The following is a 20,100-nucleotide window of genomic DNA, read 5'->3' as shown; positions in this document are numbered from 1 at the left end:
CTCAAAGCCTTTCCATTTGCGCAGGCGCTACTTCAGACGCTGATCGGCTGCGTCTTGGCTTTGCGATTGTTGAGGCGTTTTCCAAGCTGGATGAAGGGATGTTCGATATAGCGAAAGCACAGGTGAGCGGCGCCCAGTGTCAACAGCGTGGCGCACAGCGCGATCACCAGCGCCGACGCTCCGGTCTTGCCCAGCAGTAATTCACTGAGCATGCCCATCGATGGATGCAGCAGGTACAGCGAGTAACTCACCGCGCCCAACCACACCAGCGCGGGGTGGTCCAGGCGCACGCTGCGGGTCAGCAACAGAAAACTGCTGATGGCCACGGCGTAGGTGAAGCAATAGCGGCCCCAGGTTTCCCCGGCGCCCATGTCTCTGTTGTAAGCCATGATCAGGGTTGGCGGCAGCAACACCGCGAATCCGATCAAAAGCATTTTCAGCTGTCGGGTCAGCGCCGGGCTGTGTTCGGCGAGCAGCCACTGGCGCCAGACTGAGCCGAAAAACATCAGCGACAAGGCCAGCGGCAAGGCCACCGGCAGCTTGCGTTCGGTCACTTCGCGCACCGCGGCCATCGCCAGACCCAGCAGCAGAAACGCCAGCGAGCAGCGCGCGCGAAACACCAGGTCGTACAGCTTGCCGGCCAGAAAAAGCGCCAGGCACAGTGCGTAAAACACCAGCTCGATGAACAGCGTCCAGTACAGCCCGACGACATCATCAAAGCCCAGTGCCGCCTGTACCATCGTCAGGTTCGCCACGATCTGCGGCCAGGACGGCAACGTCGCCCCGCTGAGTTTGAGCATCAACACAAACAGTAAAAGTGAAAGCCAGTAGGCCGGGTACAAGCGCATGAAGCGCGAGATCAGAAACCGCTGGGCGCCGTCCGCAACCGGCTTGAGGCTGTACGGAATCACCACGCCGCTGATCATGAAAAACCACAGCACGCCCAGTTTTCCGGGATCGATCAGGTTGTCGAACACCCAGACGTGGTTAACGACCGGCACGAACAAATGGGTGAAGACCACCAACAAGGCGGCGATGCCGCGTAGCGCATCGAGATAAGCCAGGCGATTCATGGGCGTGCCTCAAAGCTTGCTGGAAGATTCACGACGCAGAGCGTCACTGCTCGTACTGCTGCGGCGGTCGCGAGACTGGCTCAGCAAGGCATCGATGCGCTGGGAAACACGACGTGCCGATTCATCCCAGGAAAACCGCGTCACGTTGTTCAGGCCTCGGCGACGCAGTGACTGGCGCAGCGGCAGATCCGTGAGAATGCGTTCCATGGCGGCGGCCATGTGGCTGACGTCCAGCGGATCGAAATACAGGGCGCTGGCTTGCAGCACTTCGGGAATCGAGGCCGCATTGGCCGCCAGGACCGGGCAACCACAGGCTTGCGCTTCAAGGGGCGGTATGCCGAATCCTTCGTAAAGCGACGGGAACACGAACGCGGTGGCGCCCTGGTATTCGCTGATCAACTGGTCATCGCTCAGACGTCCGAGGAAGCGGATACGCGGATCGCGACTGGCCAGGCGTTGCAGGTTGTCATCGGAGAAGATGTCGCTGGCGCCGCCGACGATGTGTAGCTGCAGATCGTCGTGATTGCGCAGCATCAGGAACGCCTGGATCATGCGGCTGAAGTTCTTGTGCGCGCTGGGCGAGGACACCGCCAGCAGATACTCCTGTTTATCCTTGAGCGGCGGCCCGGGCTGGAACGCCTCGCTCACGGCGTTCGGCACCACGAAGATTTTCTTTTCCGGGTAGTTGTAGAACTGCGCGATCTCGCCTCTGGAGAAGTTGCTGACCGTGATCAGCGCCTTGATCCGCGACAACATGATCGGCGTCATGGTCCGGTACAGCAGGCGAAACGTGCGGGTGTAGCTTTCCGGGTGACGGACGTACGTGACGTCATGGTGGGTCGCAATCTGGTTGCCGTAGAACAACGGCGCTGTGCTGCACAGTGACACCAGCAGCGGGTTGCCGTGGCGACGCAGGTACAGCGGCAGGTCCACCTGTTCCCACAGATGGCCGCTGTTCCGACCGATGCATTGCACGTCCAGGACGCGCGCCGTGTCGTGCATTTTGATGCCATGCGGCGCGACGAATACCACGTCGTCCCGCAGTTGCCTGAGCGCCAGACAGGTCTGTTCCGCGAAGCGCTGGACGCCGCGCAGTTCCTGTGTAAGAAAGCGTGCATTGATCACAATCATTGTGGTCGACCTGTTGAAGAGGTGAAGGGCTCGTGCACAAGGTCCGGGAGCACGGCGAATGAACCGGTGCTCTCTGCTGCGGACCGCAAATCGGTGAAGCGAGATCAGGGCAAGGCGAACAGTGCCGGGCGGGTGCCCAGGCTGATTATTTTCGGGAAGTCGTCGATCGGCACTTGTGCCGAGCAACGCCCCTCGTTGCAGTTCCACGGGATGCCGCTGTCCACCACGCCGCTTTGCGGCTGGCGGGTGTCCAGGTATTGCACGTTGCCGTGCAGCACGCTGCTGGCTTCGACCTTGATCGATCGGGGCAGGCCGGCGGTCCAGGCCACGATGATCTGCTCTGAACCCTTGGCGAAACGCAGCAGGTATTGCGAATCGATTTCCCGACTCTTTTCGGCGTCGTAACGGTATTGATGCAAGGTAGGGCTGATGGCCTTGAGGGTCAGATACGCCTGTTTGATGCTCAGGTCCTGATTGAGCAGACCGAAATTCTGCTCCGGGTCGCTGTCGTCGGGGCCGTCATTGAGCAGGCCGTTCCACCACATGCCCTTGATATTGGGCATCGTCTGGACCAGAAAGAAGCTTCGTGCCAAAAACGCCGCCTGGGTTTTTTCATCGCCGCCGCAACGTCCGTCGTTGCTCGGCCAGCCCATTTCCGTCAGATACAACGGCACCGGGCTTTTGTTTCTGCTCTTGTCCTTGAGGTCTTCGCTGATCCGTCGCAGCCAGGCGATCCAGTTTTCCGGCGTGTTGCGCTCGTCGGAGCGACAATGCACATACGGGTGCAGCGACAGGCCGTCGACATGATTGAGAATCCCTGACTCCACCAGCCGGTCGGCAAACCCCAGGTCCATCCCCTGGCTGGTGACGGCACCGGCAAGGATCACCATCGGCCGCTGATTGGTGCGAATGCGCCGCGACGTCTCTTCGATCAATACGCTGTAGTCCTTGGCGAAGGCCGGATCGACAGGGTTTTCCTTGTCCCACTCGTTCCATATTTCGTAGAAATCCACGCTGTCGGTGAGTTGCCGGGTGACGAAGCTTGCATAGTTGCCGTAAGCATCGCGCACCGAGGGTTTTCGTGGCTTGGCGTAGTTGTCATAAAACGGGTTGCCGTAGCCGAGCACCAGCAAGGGCCGCAAATGGTGCTCTTGCGCCTTGCTCAAATAGGCCTGCCAGGATGGTTCAATCCTCATGACCCCTCGTCGGGGCTCGGCACTGGACCAGTAGGCGTCATCGCGAACCGAATCCACGCCCGCCGCTTCGAGCAATTGCAGGGCTTTTGCCGAGGTGGTGTTTTTGTTCATCAGGTGCGTGTCGACCCCGATGATGAATGTTTCGTCGGCAATGGCGGAGCAACTGATGAATGAGCCCAGCAACAGGACCGTCAATGGTCGTCGTAACCTTGTCAGGTGTTTGATGGGCATGGTTTGTCTCAATGAAGAGGCACGGTCCGGAGCGCTTGCTCAGGTAGGTCTCGGGCCGTCGGGTATCGGTGTGGCATCGCGTCCAGGCATGCCGGCCATCTTCAGACGGGATGCGGCATGACGTTCTGGTCGCGCTGGGCAAAGTTGTCCAGCACGGTCTGGGCGAAGATGCTTTCGTAACTGTCGAGCATCAGCTCCAGGTCCAGCAGCGCCGCGACGCTCACCCGCGCCTGACCGCTCAGGCGGGCCAGCAACTCGGGCTGCTGATGCAACCTGAGCATGGCGTGGCCCAGTGAATCCGGGTCATCGGGGCTGCACAGCAGACCATTGAGCGGGTCCTGAATGATTTCCGGCAGGCCACCCATGCGGCTGGCGATCACCGGGACCGAATGGGCGCAGGCCTCGACCGCGACCATGCCGAACGGCTCGTTCCACACCGACGGCACGACGGCCACGTCGATCTGGCTGTAGAACGCTTCGGGCTTCTGGTAACCGACGAAACGGATGTTCGGTGAGGTGGCCAGTGCCTTGAATGCGGCCTCGTCTTCAGCCTGTCCGCGTCCTGCGATCTGCAGCGTGGCGTCGAACGGCAGACGCTGGAACTGCTCGATCAGCCAGCGCACGCCTTTCTGCTGGGACAACGTGCCCATGTAGCCGAAGCGCAACGGCGCCTTTTTCAGCGCAGGATCGCGCTGGCGCTGTTGGTACGGCGCGTTGTGAACCGGCGTGTAGGGGCTGGCGTTGTGCACCACGTAATTTTTCGCGGCGCTGAAATAGCCACGCTTTTGCAGCTTGTCGAGGATGAACTGGCTGACCCCGACCACGGCCGATACCTGAGCCGAGCGGGCGTCGTGGTTCTTGCGAAAGGACTGGCAGGTGCCGCATGGCTGCTGGCAGCACTGGCCGCGCTTGAACATGTTGCTGCTGGGGCACATCAGGTACATGTCGTGCAGCACCTGAACGATCGGCAAGCCTGCGGCGGTGATTTCATCCCACACCGACACCGACCAGCCTGCCAGGTTGTGGCAGACGACCAGTTGCGGTTGTTCGTCGTTGATGACCTCCTTGACGTAGCTGCGCATCGCGCCGTTGTAGCGGTCACGCAGGTGCCAGCCCAGGCGCGCCAGACGGCCGGGGCGCTGGGCGCTGAACTGCCAGTAGAAGTTATGCAGACCGGCGCGGTAGACCTTGACGCCATTGACGGTGTCGACGGCCAGGCCCGCGTCGGGACCGGTCACCAGCACGCTGACCTGACAGCCGCGTTGCTGCAGCCCTTCGACCGTGCGCTGAAGGATGATTTCCGCGCCGCCGCCGACGTGGGGTGAGTACAGGCTGCTGATGAACAGTATTTTCATAATGGATACGACTGATTCAGACCCAGTACGCCGGACTCACCGTCACGGATGGCTTTTTCGATCAGACCCAGACGCTCTTCGGCGCCGCGCCGCTTGGCGATGAGCCTGAGCAGGCGGAAGAACACCCAGCGGTTGAGGCTGTACAGCAACGAGGAGTTGGCCCAGATGTTCTTGTCGAACCAGGCCTGATTGCGCGCGCCGTAATACGCACGTAGATCAGAACCGCCCAGCAGGAAGCTTTCGTAGATGTTGTTGGTGCGCGCCTTGATGTTCCACGAGTTTTCCAGATCGTCGAGCAGCGCGTCGGGGACCAGGAAAATCCGTCCGCCACCGGCCGTGATGCGCCAGGTGTACTCGCTGTCGTCGGCGTAGAGCATCAGTGCGTCCAGCGGCAGGCCGATGCGCCGGTACAGGTTGCGATGGGCCAGCAAGCCGCCGTATGTCGCGAACGGCAATTGCACCATCGGCAGTTTGCTGTGCGGGCTCTGCGGCGCGCCCCACGGCAGGCGACGCCAGATCTTGTAAGGCAGCTGCGCGATGTGGAAACCGAAGAAGCTCGAGCGCCGCTGAATGGCGAAACGCTCGGGCACACCGGCTGCGATGTCGGCCTGATGGGTCGGACGAAAGCCCAGTACCGCGGCCTTGTCTTCGCCGTCCAGGCGTTTGCGCTCATCGAGCACCTGATGCAGCGTGGCGATGGCATTGATGGTCGGCGCATTGTCGTCGTCCATCAGCCAGATGTGCTCGGCGCCGGCATCCAGCGCCGCCTGGATACCCACCGAATAACCGCGTGCCGACCCGGTGTTCTCGTGCATGTAGATGACACTGACCTGGTCCGGCCAGGTGCGGCGCAGGGTGTCCAGCGGCGACGTGGACGCGTTGCTGACAATGATCACGCGATCGATCAGCGGACTTTCCAGCGAACGGCTGACCAGCGTGTGCAGGTAGTTGAAACGGTCACCATAGGTGAGCGTCACCAGAGTTGTTTTAGGGGTCATGGTGAGTTCCGGGCAAAGAGGGTTCAAGAGGCTGAAAGCGTCAGCCCCGGGGAAGTCAGGTTTAGTGGATCAGGGGAGCGTAACGGCAGGACCTTGCAGGAGCGCCAACCCGGCGGCGCCTACCGTTGATGCGCGGTTAATCTCGGATCAGACCCGCGCTTCCATCCGCGTCAGGCTGCTGACCGGCAAAGTCACTTTCTGTTCGCGGTGCAGCAGGTTGAGGAGGATCACGGCGCGTTCATCACCGTCGCACGCCAGGAAGATCGCCTCGACTTCGTTGAACCCGTCTGCGGTGATGCGCACCGCTTCCCCTTGCTGGAACTCGACTTTCGCGGGTGGCGCGAGCAAGCGTTCGCGAATCTGCTCGATCAACTCGTCCTTGACCGGAATCGGCAGCCCGCCAAATGTCACGATGCGGGCAACGCCACGGGTTGAACGGATCGGATACCAGTTGTCGCTGGTCTGGTCCATGCGAATGAACAGGTAGCCAGGGAACAGCTCCTCTTCGGCGGGGGCGCGCGAACCGCGTTTCTTCTCGCCGTGCTTGACCGGGCGGTAGCACTCGAAGAACTGACGTTGCAGATGCTCTTGGGCGCGGGCTTCCTGACGGGGTTTGGTCTGGATCAGGTACCAACGCGCTGGGTTGGTTGAAAGGCTGGCGGCTTGAGGCATGTCCATTTACTCCACTGCAATCCGGTTTGACAGAGTTGAAACAACGTCAGGGTATTGCGCCATCCTGCACATCGCGCCGGGTTCGGTCTGCGGCGGATGCTTGTCCAGCTGATACTCGGTCAGCATCTGCTGCACCTGCTCGACGCAGTTGAACATCAGTACGTCGATAATCGATAAGTTCGCGACGAAAGGTTGCCTGAACTGCCGATACTCCACCGGATCCATCCGGAAAAACCTGATCAGCAGCCGATTGCGCGCAAAGTGATCGCGGTCGTAGACCACCGAACCGCCTTCTGGCGTGATGAACGTCGTCGCCTCGAAGGTGTTCGCGATGCGGATGATGCGCTCCTGCTTGTCGACGGGGTTGCCGAGAATCAGGTCCGAACTGCGCATGATCGGTGTGACGATGTGTAGATAAGCACACAATTCGCGAATCGCATGCTCGGCGTACAGCGCGATGTTCTGTTGCGGAAAACGAATCAGCCGCTCGATCAGAGGCATGACCTGAGCGAAGTAGGGCGCTTGCTCATAACACTCGGCGATCAGCCGGATCAGTTTTTCGGCCTCGTCACTGAAGTGATCGCACAATTGCCGCTGATTGATTTGCAGCTGGAAGCGGTCTTTCTTCAGGGGAAAGGTGATCAGCCGAGCTTCGTGGTTCTGCAGAATGCGGTTGCGGTTGACCCAGCCCGACCGCACATATTGCAGATCGTCTCCCAGGACGAAGACGTCTGCGGCCGCGATGAGCTGGAAGTAGCCCAGGTACGGAAATAAATAAGGTTGCATCACTGCGATGGTCCTGGCCATTTAAGTCTCCTTTACTTCTGAACAGGTTTACTTGCGAACCGTGGTGTAGTCGTATCCATACGCTGCGCAGTCGTAGTCGGCGGTCGAAGCCTTGCGCAGTACGCCGTTGAAAATCGCCCCTTTGATCACGATGCCGTTGTGCATCAGGCGGCGTTTGCAGGCTTCGATTTCCTTGGCCGTGCTCAGGCCGAAGCGGGTCACCAGCAAGCAGGTGCCGGACTGGCGGCCCACCAGCGTCGCGTCGGTCACCGCCAGGATCGGTGGAGTGTCGACGATCACCAGGTCGTACAGCGGCGAAAGATCGGAGATCAGCTTGTTGAAGTTGTCGTGCATCAACAGCTCCGACGGGTTCGGCGCGGCGAAACCGCAGGAAATGAAATCCAGGTTGCGCACTTCGGTGTGGTTGATCACTTCCTTGCTGGTCAGGCGCGCCGCCAGCGTGTCGGACAGGCCGTGCTTGGGCGTCAGGTTGAACATCTTGTGCAGATAACCCTTACGCATGTCGGCGTCGATCAACAGCACGCGCTTGCCGGTCTGGGCAATGATCACCGCCAGATTGCTGGAGACGAACGACTTGCCCACGCCCGGCGTCGGGCTTGAGATCATCAGCACGTTGTTGCGCGCTTCGAGCATGGCGAAATGCAGGCTGGTGCGCAGGCTGCGCAACGACTCGATGGCCAGTTCCGTCGGCGCGCTGACACTCAGCAGGCGAGGTTCCTTATTCGCCGAGCGGTTCTGCGCGACCGCTTTGTCCATGCGTTCCTGATGGCGCGAATACGGCAGCGAGGCATAGACCGGCATGCCGAGGTTTTCGATGACTTCAGGGTTGTCGACGCCGCGATAGAACGCCTGGCGCACGAACACCGTGGCAACCGCCAACAGCAGACCCACCAGCGCCGCCACCAGCACGATGATTTTCTTCATCGGCTTGACCGGCTCTTCGACGTTGGCGTCCGCGTTGTCGATGATGCGCACGTTGCCGATGCTGCCGGCGCGAAGAATGTCCTGCTCCTGACTCTTGTCCAGCAACAGGGTGTAAGTCTGCGAGGTCACCTGCATGTCACGGTTCAAACGCAGCAACTCTTGTTGCGTGGCGGGCAAGGCTTCGATTTTCTTCAGCAACGCCGCCTTCTGCGCTTCGACCTGACCGATCTGCGCCATCAGGCCGCGGTAGGTCGGGTGTTCCGGCGTATACAGGCGCTCGACGTCGACACGCTTCATCTTCAGGTCCGACAGCGTGCCTTCCAGCTTGACCACCTGGTCGAGCACCGATTTGGTCTCCACGCTCAGGTCGACCGATTTGGCGCCCATCTGGAAGTTGTTCAGCGCGATTTCCGACTGTTCCAGCTGCTTGCGCACGGCGGGCAATTGTGAGCGCAGGAACTCAAGGCGCTGCGCGGCTTCGGCCGAGCTGCGCTCAACGTTCTGACGCACGTACAGGCGGCTGACTTCGTTGAGGATGCGTTTGGCGAGGATCGGGTCCGCGTCCTGAATCGACAGGTAGACGATCCCCGAGTCCTTGCCGGCTTCCATGATTTTCAGGCGGTCCTGATATTCCAGCGCGGCGGTCAACGTGCGTTGACGGGTCACGATGAACTCGGTGCCCGGGCGACCGTTGAGGGCGGCGACCTGAATCTTCACGCCACTGCCTTCGACGGTTTCACCGACCGGGCCGCTGAGCAGTTTGTTGTGATCTTCGTCGTACAGGCTGAAGCTGCCAGGCTTGTCGACGACCATCGTCAGCTTCTCGCCGAGCAGTGCGTCGGGCACTTCCAGCTGGAAGATGTCGATCTTCTCTCCACCCCACGCGAAGCTGTTCAGACCGAACAGCGGCTCGGCCTGAGCGCCCTCGCGTTCGGGCTTGAAGCGGCGTGCCATGAAAGGCCCGATGCCCGGAATGTACTTGGGCTTCTGCACGATATAGAGCTTGAGGTCATCGACGACCTTGCCCAGCACGGCGCGGGATTTGATCAGCTCGATTTCAGTGGTGGCCTGAGACACCGACAGCGGTTTGGTGCTGATTTCGGTGCGGCCCTCAATGCCGATTTTCTTGGGTTCGATCTGGATCATCGCGTTGGCCTGATAGATCGGCGTGGCGAGGATCGCGTAGGTCAGTCCGAGCAGGACGCAGAGGCCAACGATCGATGCAATCAATCCTTTGTGATCGAAAAGTGTGCGCAAGATAGTTGCCAAATCGATCCGGGAGTCCTGGACCTCGTCCAGGGAAGTACGGTTCATAGCGGTCATTTATCTTGGATCTCCTGACTGAAGATAAGGAAGCCAGTCGTCGACGCAACGCGAGAGCTGCTCGTAGGTCTGTTCAAAGGCTAGTTTCGGGCGCCGGTAGGGATCGGCGATTTCCAGCTCTTGTTGCCATTTGCCGATCAGAAACGTCTTGCCGCGCACTTCGGGCGCCAGCTTGAGCACGCTTTGGGCCTGGCGATGCTCCATGAGCAGAATCAGATCTGCGTCGTGGAGCATCTGCCGGTCGATCTGTCGGCTTCGATGCTTGTGGGCGGGCACGCCGTTGACTTGCAGCACGGCCTGCGCCAGTGGGTCCATGGTCGAACTGAGCATGGCGTGGGTCCCGGCTGAGGAGAACGTCACGCCTGTGTCGATCGCGCGTTGGCGGAACATGGCTTCGGCCATGGGGCTGCGACAGATGTTGCCGACGCAGACCACCAGCACGTTACTGAACATGACCTTTACGCAAGGGAGTCATCAGTCTTTTGCTGATGTTGGCGCTGAAGTTCTGCCCGACCGCCAGCAGCGTCTGCATCTTGCGTTTGGGCGTGATGGCGGACAGCGAATACTCCACCAGCTCCATCAGGAAGTGTTCGTACAGCTCCTGATTGCCCAGCCGGTTGTAGTAGTTGGCCAGGGCGCCCGAGGTCTGCAGCGCCATGTGTAATTTGCGTTTGTTCGAGCGCATCGAAAACACGCCGCCGGGGTGCAGTCGGTAGGCCGCAGGCTTGATCTCACCCATGAACTTGCCTTTGCCGTAGGCGCCCAGCAGCGACCACCAGACCAGGTCATTGAGCGGCGCCGCCTGCAACTCCTTGGGCAAGGAATCGAAGACATTGCGGAACACCGTCGTCAGGGTCGAGATCGGCCGCGCTTTCTGCAGCTCGAGGGCGGTGGCATCGCCCCGCAGCTTGCCTTGCAGCTGAATCGGATACTGGCCATTGGTGTCGAACGGGATGGCGTCGTGATAAGTCAGCACGTAATCGGGGTGGCTTTCGAGGAAGTCCACCTGGATCTGCAGTTTGCGCGGATCGGTCCAGTAATCGTCGGCTTCGCAGTAAGCGATGTAGCGGCCGCGGGCTTCGCCGAACAGACGCGGCACCGACGGATTGCCTTGCGAGTACTGGTTCGTCTCGTGATAGAAGGGGCGGATCAGCGTCGGGTAGCGTTTGACGTAGTCGGCAATGATGCGGGCGGTGCCATCGGTCGAGGCGTCGTCGTTGACCAGGATTTCGAAGTCGAAGGTCGTTTGCTGCATCAGGAAACCTTCCAGCGTCTGGGTGACGTAGGCTTCCTGGTTGTAGGCCGGGCAGACGATGCTGACCAGGGGCGCGGCAGCCGGCGCGTCGCTCGTGTTTTTGCTGTTGGCATCCATGGCTCAAGTACTCGCTTTGCTGAACAAGACGGAAATTTTCGTCACCAGTGGCTTGTAGCTTGCTGCTACCACCATCAGCGTGATCAGGCCGCTGACGGCCAGACCCATAAACAGGTTGAAGCGGTTTTCGTTGGCGATCAGGCGCATGACCGGTTCGCTGATCGCCAGCCCCACGGCGGTCATCACGCAGATGCGCAGGATGTCGCGCAGCCATTGCCCGTGAATGCCCGGCGCCAGTCGTTGATGCACGATCATCGGCCAGATGGCGAAGGACACGGCCCGCAGCACGAACCAGGCAAGTGCCGCGCCCAATGCACCGGACTCGCGAATCGCCAGGAACATCACCGGCACCGTGATCAGCGCCGACACGACGCTGTACCAGACATGCAGGCGCATCTGCCCGTAGGCGTACTGCAGATAAAACTGAAACGCACTGACGGCCATGATTGCGCTGCCCAGCGAATACCAGGGCAGAATCGAACGGCTCCAGGCGGCGGCTGACTCATCCCCCGACCAGGCGAACACCATGTCGTGCGGGTGCAGGGCAATCAGCGCGGCCAGCGGAAACATGAACGTGCAGACGAACCGGTTGGCCGCCAGAAACAGCGTGTGCATCTCGTCGCGACGACCTTCGGCCATCAACACCGTCAGGCGCGGCAGCAACGTCTGCGCCAGCGGGTTGCTCAACATCATGATCCCGGTGGTGATCAGGGCCACCAGCGAGAAGTAGCCGTATTCATTGAGCGGCAGCAGCTCGGAGAGCAGGACTTTGTCGATCTGTGTCAGCACGATCCACAGCACCGCGGTGCCGGACATGCTCACCGCGAACGGGATGATCGGCTTGACCAGATGCCAGTCGAAGCCTGTCAGCCAGGACGGCGTTGGCATCTGCTGATAGGCGCGGGCCGCGAACAGCCCTGTTTCGACCACGCCGACCAATACCTGAAACTGGAAGAACGTCTCCGGATCGTTGGAGATCGAGCTGACCAGCACCAATCCACCGAAGTAGCGCAGCGTGGCGATGAGCACATTGGCGATGTTCAGCCAGGCATGCTGTTCCAGCCCCTGAATGCCGCTTTTATACAGCGTCGAGTACAGCCGCAACGCGATCACGATGCCCATCAGGCCGATGCACTCGACCAGCGTCTGGGTCGACAGCTCTTTGGCGTTGAGCCAGTGCACGGCGATCCATTGGCTGCCCACGTACATCGCGATGCAGCACAGCGCGGCCAACGGCAGAAAAATGATCTCGAACGAACGCAGCAACCGGCCCGAATAACGGTCCAGCCGGTCGCTGCCCTGCTGGTGCGCGACGGCCCGCACCAGGCTTGGCGACAGTCCTGCGTCCAGCAGTTGCAGCCAGGCCTGGACTACCGAGAAGAACCCGATCAGGCCATATGCCTCGGCGCCCATGTGGCCAAGGTAAAACGGCATGATCAGAATCCCGATCAGCAGCGTGTAGGCCTGGCCGGCATAGCTCAACGCAGTGTTGCGTATGACTGAGCGCTTGGTCTGCATGGGATGTCCTTTTCGCCAGAACGTCAGCGTAAGTGCAGTCGGCCGTCAGATGACCTGGGCCAGCGACGGTACGCGGTAGGGCATGCGGGTTGTGGCGCATTCGGCGATCACCGTGTTGATCACGCGTTCCTGATCTTCCGGCAGCAGGCCTGGATAAATCGGCAGGCACAGCACGCGTTCGCTCAATGAGCGCGAAGCAGTTTGCGCCGCCTGCGGTTGCAGGTATTCGAGGGTGTCCAGCGACGGGTAAAAATAACGCCGAGGATTGATCCCGTTGGTGTTCAGCGCCGAACGCAGACGCAGCAGCTGTTGTTCGTCGCTCAGCGCGATCGGGTAATAACTGTTGTTGAGCTGACTGTCGTTTTCCGCTTTCTGCAGGTCGACGTAGTCGTTCAGGCGAGTGGTGTAGCGGTGGGCGATTTCCGCGCGCTGCTGAAGGATGTTCTCGATATCGTCGAGGATGCACAGACCCATTGCAGCGGAGAATTCGTTGAGCTTGGCATTGATGCCGATGCCGTCGATCTTGTCGACGTCGACGATGCCGAAGTTGCACAGCAGGTGAACACGGCGCGCCAGTTCGTCATCGTTGGTGATGATCGCGCCACCTTCGATGGTGTGAAACAACTTGGTCGCGTGGAAGCTCAATGTGCTGATGTCGCCCCAGTTCAGCACTGACTGTCCGGCATGGCGCACGGCGAAGGCATGGGCGCCGTCGTACACGACTTTCAGATTGCGCCGACGCGCGATCTCTTCGATGCGCTCGACCGCACAGGGATTGCCGAACACGTGGGTGCCGACGATGGCCGTGGTGTCGGAAACGATGCGACTCTCAATGTGCTCCGGCGAAATGTTCCAGGTCTGCGCGTCGATGTCGGCGAAGATCGGGCGGATGCCTTCCCATTGCAACGAGCTGCTGGTGGCCACGAAGCTGAATGGCGTGGTGACCGCGCTGCCGCTCAGGCCCAGTGCGCGATATGCGACTTGAAGCGCCAGCGTGCCGTTGTTGGTGAGGATCACATGCCTGACCCCCAGATAATCCTTGAGCCGCTGCTCCAGTTCACACACCAGCGGCCCGTGGTTGGTCAGCCAGCCACGCGCATAGATGCCTTCGACGTACGTCTTGAACTTGTCGATATCGCCCAGGTAAGTCTTGGTTACGTTGATCATCGAAGTCTCCGTTTCTGATGTAATGCTTGAGAGCTTTCACGGCGGGGCATGCGAAGCAGTGAGGTGCGGCAATGTGCAGCGGCTCAATCGGTGTGCGTGGGCGTCGAAGCGGGCGGCGGGTTGCCGGCCTTGTTGCTCATTCGGCGCGCCCGGCTCTGGTTGATGCTGAGAATCAGGCGTGTCGCCAGGCTGCCGGTGTGCGGGTCACCGAAATGGAACAATGCCGTGGCGCGCTTCAGGCCCGGGCTGCATGCCTGGTTGGCGTGCAGGGTGCGATAGCCCCAGAAGAAGTAAACGTTGCCGGGCTCCAGACGCAGCACGTAAGGCTTGAGCCAGTTGCGCTGCATGCCTTTGATGATCCAGCTGCGGGTGATCTTGTTTTGCAGCAAGGCCTTCTCGATCACGTTGAACAACACCCAGGCGCGCACGCGCCGAATGTTGGGGAAGAGCATCAGATCGCCACGCTCCTGGCCCTCGCTGGGGATGAACACAGGAATCAGCGCAGTGACCAGACTCGCGTCGTAATGGAAGCTGTTGGATTCGCGCTTACCTTGATTGCCCTGTACGCAACGCAGCACCGGGAAGATCCGGTCACTGGCGGCATCGCGTCGGGCGGCATGCTTATAAAGGCGGCCGAGCAGCGCCTTGAACTGGGGGTCGCTCCAGTAGCTGGCCAGCAAGCTGTCGCCCAGACTGGCCTCGCCGTGGTAGGCGAAATACTCGCCGTGGTGCTTGCGTGCCTGCTCATCGGTCCACAGCCGTAACTGCTGCAAGTCAGACTCGCTGACTGCGCCGATGATCTTCGCAAAGCCGTTGGTATCGATTTCGTCAGCCAGGCGTCGGGCCAGCTGCTCATCCATGTCGAAAGATAAAGGCATTGCGTTGCGTCCTCGCATCAAGTGGATCGTTGCAGCCGGTTATCGGGCGCCAGACACGCTACCGCCCGAATCTGCAGATCCTGCCGTTGTATCCAGAGTGGTGATGCTCGTCGGTCATTCGCCTGGAAACCGAGCGTTGGAAACCGTTGGGCAAAGCTACCGCCCCGCCGAGCACTTTCAGCAATTCGAAAAACATTTCTTGAACCCAAGAAGTGCCCACCGGCGCAGGAAACACACCGTTCAGGTCATTAACTTCTTTGGCAGGTACAACATGAAGAAGTCGAAATGCCTTCCGCGCGCGGCTCTTTGGCTGCGCTGGTAAAACGGGAAAACATTGGACACGCATATATATCGACGGCGGCGCAGTTCCTGTCAAATTATTTCGCCAACATTCTGTTAAGTTTTTGATAAGCGGGTCGAATGCGGGCATAACGTATTGATTTTAAAGACAGTCAAAAATCCAGCGAAGTACCCGTACGGCTAAATGACGTTTTTCCGCTGTCTGCCTGGCTGCGCCGCCAGCGTCGACAAAGGGCCTGGGAGGCATTTTTCCAACGCCAGAAGTTGGACGCCACGGGGGAGTAACAGAATTATGGCGTTCAATAATTGAACGGTTGACGGGGGCATTAGTTGTCTTAATTCGAGCAAGCGTAATAGCCAAGAGAGAGAAAACTTAATCGTGGTTCATATGAATGTTGCAGATTGATATAAGTCGTCCTTGTTTATTTGATATTTACGGTCAGGTCGTAACTTTCCATTGAATCGATGGTCCGGAAGCGCGAGCTTGGCGTCCCGGGTTGCGTTGTTGCGGTTGCTCAGCCTTTGGGCCTGCTCCATTATCGGGGGCGTGCGACGCAAATATTTCGGGTCAGCAGGAGATTCAATGAATACGCAGTCCAAACCCACTGGAGTGGTGCCGCAACGCCTGGCGCAGGCACGTGTGCTGATGAGTCGTGAAGGCATCGACGCCTGGCTGGTGCCCTCGGCCGACCCTCACCTCTCAGAATATCTGCCAGGTTACTGGCAAGGCCGGCAGTGGATGTCGGGCTTCCAGGGTTCGGTCGGCACCCTGATCGTCACCCAGGATTTCGCAGGCGTCTGGGCCGACAGTCGTTATTGGGAGCAGGCCAGCAAAGAACTTGCCGGCAGCGGCATTGAGCTGGTCAAACTGCAACCGGGGCAGGGCGGTCCTTTGGAATGGCTCGCCGAGCAGGCGAAGACCGATTCGGTGGTCGCAGTGGACGGTGCCGTGCTGGCCGTTGCATCGTCCCGCACGTTGGCGAGCAACCTCTACGCCCGCGGCGCAAGATTGCGTACCGATCTCGATCTGCTGACTCAGTTGTGGGACGACCGGCCGCAGCTGCCCAACCAGCCTGTTTATGAGCACGTCGCACCTCAGGCCACCGAGCTTCGCAGTGAGCGACTGAGTCGCCTGCGCGCAGCGTTGAGCGAGAAAGGCGCGGACTGGCATTTTCTCGCAACCCTGGATGACATCGCCTGGCTGTTTAACCTGCGCGGCGCAGACGTTCCCTACAACCCGGTGTTCATTGCCTTCGCGCTGATCGGGCCCGACAGCGTCAACCTTTTCGTCGCGTCGGACAAAGTCGACCCGCAGCTGCGCAAGGTGCTCGAAGACGACGGCATCACGCTGCATGAATACACCCGCATCGGCGCTGCCTTGCGCGAAGTCCCTCGTGATGCCCGGCTTCTGGTGGATCCGGCACGGGTCACCTGCGGTTTGCTCGACTATCTGGACAGCGAGGTCACGCTGGTCGAGGGCCTTAACCCGACCACCTTGTTCAAGTCGCAGAAAAGCGAGGCCGATGCGCAGCACATACGCAAGGCCATGGAACAGGACGGTGCAGCGTTGTGCGAATTCTTCGCCTGGCTGGACTCCGCGCTGGGCCACGAGCCGGTCAGTGAACTGATCATCGATGAAAAACTCAGCGCGGCTCGCGCCCGCCGGCCTGACTACATTTCCCAGAGCTTCGCCACCATCGCCGGCTTCAATGGCAACGGTGCGATGCCTCACTACCGCGCCACTGAGCAGGAACACGCGCAGATCGAGGGCGACGGGCTGTTGCTCATCGATTCCGGCGGCCAGTACCTGGGCGGCACCACTGACATCACGCGCATGGTCCCGATCGGGAATCCTTCGCCAGAGCAGAAACGCGACTGCACGCGGGTGCTCAAGGGTGTGATCGCCTTGTCGCGGGCGCATTTTCCGCGAGGCATTCTGTCGCCTCTGCTGGACGCCATTGCGCGCGCACCGATCTGGGCCGAGGGCGTCAACTACGGTCACGGCACCGGCCATGGCGTCGGTTATTTCCTGAACGTGCACGAAGGACCGCAAGTCATCGCCTATCAGGCACCGGCGACACCGCAAACTGCGATGCTGCCGGGCATGATCACGTCTATCGAGCCGGGTACCTATCGTCCGGGACAGTGGGGTGTGCGCATCGAGAATCTGGTAATCAACCAGCCGGCGGGGAAAACCGAGTTCGGCGAATTCCTCAAATTCGAAACCCTGACCCTCTGCCCAATCGACACGCGTTGCCTGGAAATCCACCTGCTTACTGCAGAAGAGCGTGACTGGCTGAATGACTACCACGCAGAAGTCAGGAAGCGTCTGGCGCCGCTGCTTGAGGGTGTCGCGCTTGACTGGCTGAACCTTCGTACAAAGGCTGTCTGATCTGGCCGTTCACCACCGCCTTTGCGGCGGTGGTGCTTCCTTCCTGTGAGTGGCTCGAGGCTTAGGGTTTCGCCGGTTTCTTGCAGATGATGATCATGCTGCGGCTGGTGTATCCGGCGGGGTTGAGTCCCAGCGGGTATTCGCCCGGGTCTTCGGCTGCGTCACCGGATTTGGCAATCACGCGATACTGTTTGGATTCGCAGGAATTGGTCGCCATGTCGTAGCACTGGCTCCACGAGGAAGACAGGCCGGAACAGTTGATGTGAATGCCTCGCTTGCCCTTGACCGGTTTAGACGTAGCCGCACAGCCCGCGACAGCCAGCGCTGCCAAGATGATCAAAAAGTACTTCATTCACTTCCTTACCTGAACGGGGAATTCCGTTCAGTCTCTAGCCTGAATTCGCTCACATGTCCGAAGCCTGACAATTGCGTCCATTCCTATGAGGCTTCAATGGAGAGGCGTACAGGCATAAACATGGCGCAATGGCGTTACAAATGCTAGTGACATCGTGTAACGAATGAAAAACAGGCTAATCCGCAGGGACCAGCGTGACCGGCTCAGCGCGGGTCCCCAGGGTGGCACCCACCGATGCGACGATGATCGCACCAATGGCCAGCCACTGGGTCAGCGACAGGCTCTCATGCAAAAACATCATCCCGGAAAGTGCGCCGACCGCGGGTTCCATGCTCATCAACGTGCCGAATGTCCGAACCGGCATGCGTGTCAGCGCGATCATCTCGAGCGAGTAGGGCAGCGCGGTGGACAGTAAGGCAACGCCGAGTGCCACCGGTATCAGCGCAGGATCAAGCAGGGCGCTGCCAGCGTAGGTCGCACCAATGGGTGCCATCACGATCGCGGCGATCACGACGCCCAGGGCAGCCGTTTGCACGCCATGATCAGCGCCGGCTTTCTGTCCGAACAGAATATAAGCCGCCCAGCAGACCCCAGCCCCCAGTGCATAAAGAGCGCCGGTCATGTCCAGACCGCCTGCCTGTCCGATCGGGATCAGCAGCGCCAGACCCGTAACCGCCAGGGCGATCCATATGAAATCAGTCGCTTTGCGAGAGTGATACAGCGCGACCGCCAGAGGGCCGGTGAACTCCAGCGCAACACCGATGCCCAGCGGAATCGTGCGGATAGCCATATAGAAGAGGAAATTCATGCCGCCGAGTGCGATCCCGTATATAAGCACCGTGCGCAGTGAGCTGGCGGTGAACGTGGTGCGCCATGGACGCAGAATCAGGACCATCAGCACGCTTGCGAACGTCAGGCGCAGTGCTGTCGTTCCTTGGGCGCCAATTACTGGAAACAGCGTCTTGGCCAGTGATGCGCCGGTCTGTACCGACGCCATGGCGATCAGCAGCATGCCGACCGGCAAGACGATCGAACTCAGGCTGCGTTGTTTTGCGTTCATTGCTTGGTTGTAATCCGTATAGAATGGTGAACTCGGAAAGCGACGCGCATGATGCTGAAAAATAGAGGGATGAGCAATATAGTGCTCAATAATCTTAATCTCGTCTATTTTGAAATTAGTGCTTGACGCCCCTCTCAATGTCTCTATAATTCGCCCCACTTCCGGCGCAGACGAAACGGAAAACTCCTTGAGATTCAACGAGTTAGACGAAGTAAGCAGCGTGGAGGGGCTTCGATTCAGGTCACTGAATCGGCAGCGGTGAAAAAGGTGGTTGACAGCAGATTGTAACGCTGTAGAATTCGCCTCCCGCTGACGTGAGACGCCAAGTCGAACGAAGCGCAAGTGGTTGAAGTTGCAAAGGAAACTTTGAAAACTTCTGAAAATAACCGCTTGACAGATGATGAGGACGCTGTAGAATGCGCGCCTCGGTTGAGACGAAAGGCTCTTGACCAACCGCTCTTTAACAACTGAATCAAGCAATTCGTGTGGGTGCTTGTGTCGTAAGACTGAAGTCGCAAGATTATCAGCAACGCAAGTTACTCCACGAGAAATCATGGTTTAACCAACGATTGCTGAGCCAAGTTTATAGGGTTTTCTCAAAACCCGATTGCAGTATTGAACTGAAGAGTTTGATCATGGCTCAGATTGAACGCTGGCGGCAGGCCTAACACATGCAAGTCGAGCGGATGAAGGGAGCTTGCTCCCTGATTCAGCGGCGGACGGGTGAGTAATGCCTAGGAATCTGCCTGGTAGTGGGGGACAACGTCTCGAAAGGGACGCTAATACCGCATACGTCCTACGGGAGAAAGTGGGGGATCTTCGGACCTCACGCTATCAGATGAGCCTAGGTCGGATTAGCTAGTTGGTGAGGTAATGGCTCACCAAGGCGACGATCCGTAACTGGTCTGAGAGGATGATCAGTCACACTGGAACTGAGACACGGTCCAGACTCCTACGGGAGGCAGCAGTGGGGAATATTGGACAATGGGCGAAAGCCTGATCCAGCCATGCCGCGTGTGTGAAGAAGGTCTTCGGATTGTAAAGCACTTTAAGTTGGGAGGAAGGGTTGCTGATTAATACTCTGCAATTTTGACGTTACCGACAGAATAAGCACCGGCTAACTCTGTGCCAGCAGCCGCGGTAATACAGAGGGTGCAAGCGTTAATCGGAATTACTGGGCGTAAAGCGCGCGTAGGTGGTTTGTTAAGTTGAATGTGAAATCCCCGGGCTCAACCTGGGAACTGCATCCAAAACTGGCAAGCTAGAGTAGGGCAGAGGGTGGTGGAATTTCCTGTGTAGCGGTGAAATGCGTAGATATAGGAAGGAACACCAGTGGCGAAGGCGACCA

At 59.4% G+C, this 20,100-nt stretch carries 16 protein-coding genes and 1 rRNA gene (1 of these 17 running past the window's edge); 2 read left to right on the top strand and 15 right to left on the bottom strand.

Features of this window, described 5'->3' with window-relative positions; genetic code table 11:
- Positions 1-32: 32 nt before the first annotated feature.
- The 13 genes from BMZ10_RS27180 to BMZ10_RS27120 form a co-directional block, all read right to left on the bottom strand.
- Positions 33-1,073 carry an acyltransferase family protein gene (locus tag BMZ10_RS27180; protein WP_093469885.1) on the bottom strand — a complete coding sequence of 347 codons (1,041 nt, stop codon included), beginning with the start codon at positions 1,071-1,073 and terminating at the stop codon, positions 33-35.
- A 9-nt stretch (positions 1,074-1,082) separates the two neighbouring features.
- Positions 1,083-2,204 carry a glycosyltransferase family 4 protein gene (locus BMZ10_RS27175; RefSeq protein ID WP_093469882.1) on the bottom strand — a complete coding sequence of 374 codons (1,122 nt, stop codon included), beginning with the start codon at positions 2,202-2,204 and terminating at the stop codon, positions 1,083-1,085.
- Between the two features lie 104 nt (positions 2,205-2,308).
- A complete protein-coding gene (locus tag BMZ10_RS27170; RefSeq protein WP_093469879.1) occupies positions 2,309-3,631 on the bottom strand; it encodes a hypothetical protein in 1,323 nt (440 codons plus the stop codon).
- Positions 3,632-3,732: 101 nt separating this feature from the next.
- A complete protein-coding gene (locus BMZ10_RS27165; RefSeq protein ID WP_093469876.1) occupies positions 3,733-4,986 on the bottom strand; it encodes a glycosyltransferase family 4 protein in 1,254 nt (417 codons plus the stop codon).
- Complete coding sequence (locus BMZ10_RS27160) at positions 4,983-5,984, bottom strand: glycosyltransferase (RefSeq protein WP_093469873.1); 1,002 nt, start codon at positions 5,982-5,984, stop codon at positions 4,983-4,985. The genes BMZ10_RS27165 and BMZ10_RS27160 overlap by 4 nt, the downstream gene beginning before the upstream one ends.
- A gap of 147 nt (positions 5,985-6,131) precedes the next feature.
- Positions 6,132-6,656 (bottom strand): transcription/translation regulatory transformer protein RfaH, encoded by a 525-nt coding sequence (rfaH, locus tag BMZ10_RS27155; protein ID WP_093469981.1) that lies wholly within the window; start codon positions 6,654-6,656, stop codon positions 6,132-6,134.
- A gap of 6 nt (positions 6,657-6,662) precedes the next feature.
- Positions 6,663-7,463 (bottom strand): WbqC family protein, encoded by an 801-nt coding sequence (locus BMZ10_RS27150; RefSeq protein ID WP_093469870.1) that lies wholly within the window; start codon positions 7,461-7,463, stop codon positions 6,663-6,665.
- 27 nt (positions 7,464-7,490) lie between these two features.
- On the bottom strand, positions 7,491-9,710 hold the full coding sequence (locus BMZ10_RS27145; RefSeq protein WP_093469862.1) for a polysaccharide biosynthesis tyrosine autokinase: 2,220 nt from the start codon (positions 9,708-9,710) through the stop codon (positions 7,491-7,493).
- A complete protein-coding gene (locus tag BMZ10_RS27140; protein ID WP_093469859.1) occupies positions 9,711-10,163 on the bottom strand; it encodes a low molecular weight protein-tyrosine-phosphatase in 453 nt (150 codons plus the stop codon). It abuts the gene before it with no gap.
- The gene (locus BMZ10_RS27135) at positions 10,153-11,082 is read right to left on the bottom strand and encodes a glycosyltransferase family 2 protein (protein ID WP_093469855.1); all 930 of its coding nucleotides are present in this window, start codon (positions 11,080-11,082) and stop codon (positions 10,153-10,155) included. The genes BMZ10_RS27140 and BMZ10_RS27135 overlap by 11 nt, the downstream gene beginning before the upstream one ends.
- A gap of 3 nt (positions 11,083-11,085) precedes the next feature.
- On the bottom strand, positions 11,086-12,600 hold the full coding sequence (locus BMZ10_RS27130) for a lipopolysaccharide biosynthesis protein (protein ID WP_093469852.1): 1,515 nt from the start codon (positions 12,598-12,600) through the stop codon (positions 11,086-11,088).
- Positions 12,601-12,645: 45 nt separating this feature from the next.
- Positions 12,646-13,767: a DegT/DnrJ/EryC1/StrS family aminotransferase gene (locus BMZ10_RS27125; RefSeq protein ID WP_093469849.1), complete on the bottom strand. Its 1,122-nt coding sequence runs from the start codon at positions 13,765-13,767 to the stop codon at positions 12,646-12,648.
- 83 nt (positions 13,768-13,850) lie between these two features.
- A complete protein-coding gene (locus BMZ10_RS27120) occupies positions 13,851-14,645 on the bottom strand; it encodes a hypothetical protein (protein WP_177182240.1) in 795 nt (264 codons plus the stop codon).
- An 883-nt stretch (positions 14,646-15,528) separates the two neighbouring features.
- On the opposite strand from BMZ10_RS27120, the gene BMZ10_RS27110 reads away from it, so the two are divergent.
- Positions 15,529-17,337 (top strand): aminopeptidase P family protein, encoded by a 1,809-nt coding sequence (locus BMZ10_RS27110; RefSeq protein ID WP_093469843.1) that lies wholly within the window; start codon positions 15,529-15,531, stop codon positions 17,335-17,337.
- A gap of 61 nt (positions 17,338-17,398) precedes the next feature.
- Here BMZ10_RS27110 and BMZ10_RS27105 read toward each other — a convergent pair whose 3' ends face one another.
- Both BMZ10_RS27105 and rhtA read right to left on the bottom strand, forming a co-directional pair.
- Complete coding sequence (locus BMZ10_RS27105; protein WP_093469841.1) at positions 17,399-17,689, bottom strand: hypothetical protein; 291 nt, start codon at positions 17,687-17,689, stop codon at positions 17,399-17,401.
- Positions 17,690-17,867: 178 nt separating this feature from the next.
- Positions 17,868-18,752 carry a threonine/homoserine exporter RhtA gene (gene rhtA / locus BMZ10_RS27100; protein WP_093469839.1) on the bottom strand — a complete coding sequence of 295 codons (885 nt, stop codon included), beginning with the start codon at positions 18,750-18,752 and terminating at the stop codon, positions 17,868-17,870.
- 617 nt (positions 18,753-19,369) lie between these two features.
- Here rhtA and BMZ10_RS27090 point away from each other — a divergent pair.
- Positions 19,370-20,100 (top strand): 16S ribosomal RNA (locus BMZ10_RS27090); it runs 806 nt beyond the window's last position.

Source organism: Pseudomonas sp. NFR16, from assembly GCF_900108875.1.
Taxonomy (GTDB): domain Bacteria; phylum Pseudomonadota; class Gammaproteobacteria; order Pseudomonadales; family Pseudomonadaceae; genus Aquipseudomonas.
The sequence above is the reverse complement of the archived record's forward strand: the minus strand, read 5'-3'. Positions and strand labels throughout refer to the sequence as shown.

Excerpts from the sequence above, each read along its gene's own strand:
- BMZ10_RS27180 (WP_093469885.1), bottom strand. The coding sequence starts at position 1,073 with ATGAATCGCCTGGCTTATCTCGATGCGCTACGCGGCATCGCCGCCTTG.
- BMZ10_RS27175 (WP_093469882.1), bottom strand. The coding sequence starts at position 2,204 with ATGATTGTGATCAATGCACGCTTTCTTACACAGGAACTGCGCGGCGTC.
- BMZ10_RS27170 (WP_093469879.1), bottom strand. The coding sequence starts at position 3,631 with ATGCCCATCAAACACCTGACAAGGTTACGACGACCATTGACGGTCCTG.
- BMZ10_RS27165 (WP_093469876.1), bottom strand. The coding sequence starts at position 4,986 with ATGAAAATACTGTTCATCAGCAGCCTGTACTCACCCCACGTCGGCGGC.
- BMZ10_RS27160 (WP_093469873.1), bottom strand. The coding sequence starts at position 5,984 with ATGACCCCTAAAACAACTCTGGTGACGCTCACCTATGGTGACCGTTTC.
- rfaH (WP_093469981.1), bottom strand. The coding sequence starts at position 6,656 with ATGCCTCAAGCCGCCAGCCTTTCAACCAACCCAGCGCGTTGGTACCTG.
- BMZ10_RS27150 (WP_093469870.1), bottom strand. The coding sequence starts at position 7,463 with ATGGCCAGGACCATCGCAGTGATGCAACCTTATTTATTTCCGTACCTG.
- BMZ10_RS27145 (WP_093469862.1), bottom strand. The coding sequence starts at position 9,710 with ATGACCGCTATGAACCGTACTTCCCTGGACGAGGTCCAGGACTCCCGG.
- BMZ10_RS27140 (WP_093469859.1), bottom strand. The coding sequence starts at position 10,163 with ATGTTCAGTAACGTGCTGGTGGTCTGCGTCGGCAACATCTGTCGCAGC.
- BMZ10_RS27135 (WP_093469855.1), bottom strand. The coding sequence starts at position 11,082 with ATGGATGCCAACAGCAAAAACACGAGCGACGCGCCGGCTGCCGCGCCC.
- BMZ10_RS27130 (WP_093469852.1), bottom strand. The coding sequence starts at position 12,600 with ATGCAGACCAAGCGCTCAGTCATACGCAACACTGCGTTGAGCTATGCC.
- BMZ10_RS27125 (WP_093469849.1), bottom strand. The coding sequence starts at position 13,767 with ATGATCAACGTAACCAAGACTTACCTGGGCGATATCGACAAGTTCAAG.
- BMZ10_RS27120 (WP_177182240.1), bottom strand. The coding sequence starts at position 14,645 with ATGCCTTTATCTTTCGACATGGATGAGCAGCTGGCCCGACGCCTGGCT.
- BMZ10_RS27110 (WP_093469843.1), top strand. The coding sequence starts at position 15,529 with ATGAATACGCAGTCCAAACCCACTGGAGTGGTGCCGCAACGCCTGGCG.
- BMZ10_RS27105 (WP_093469841.1), bottom strand. The coding sequence starts at position 17,689 with ATGAAGTACTTTTTGATCATCTTGGCAGCGCTGGCTGTCGCGGGCTGT.
- rhtA (WP_093469839.1), bottom strand. The coding sequence starts at position 18,752 with ATGAACGCAAAACAACGCAGCCTGAGTTCGATCGTCTTGCCGGTCGGC.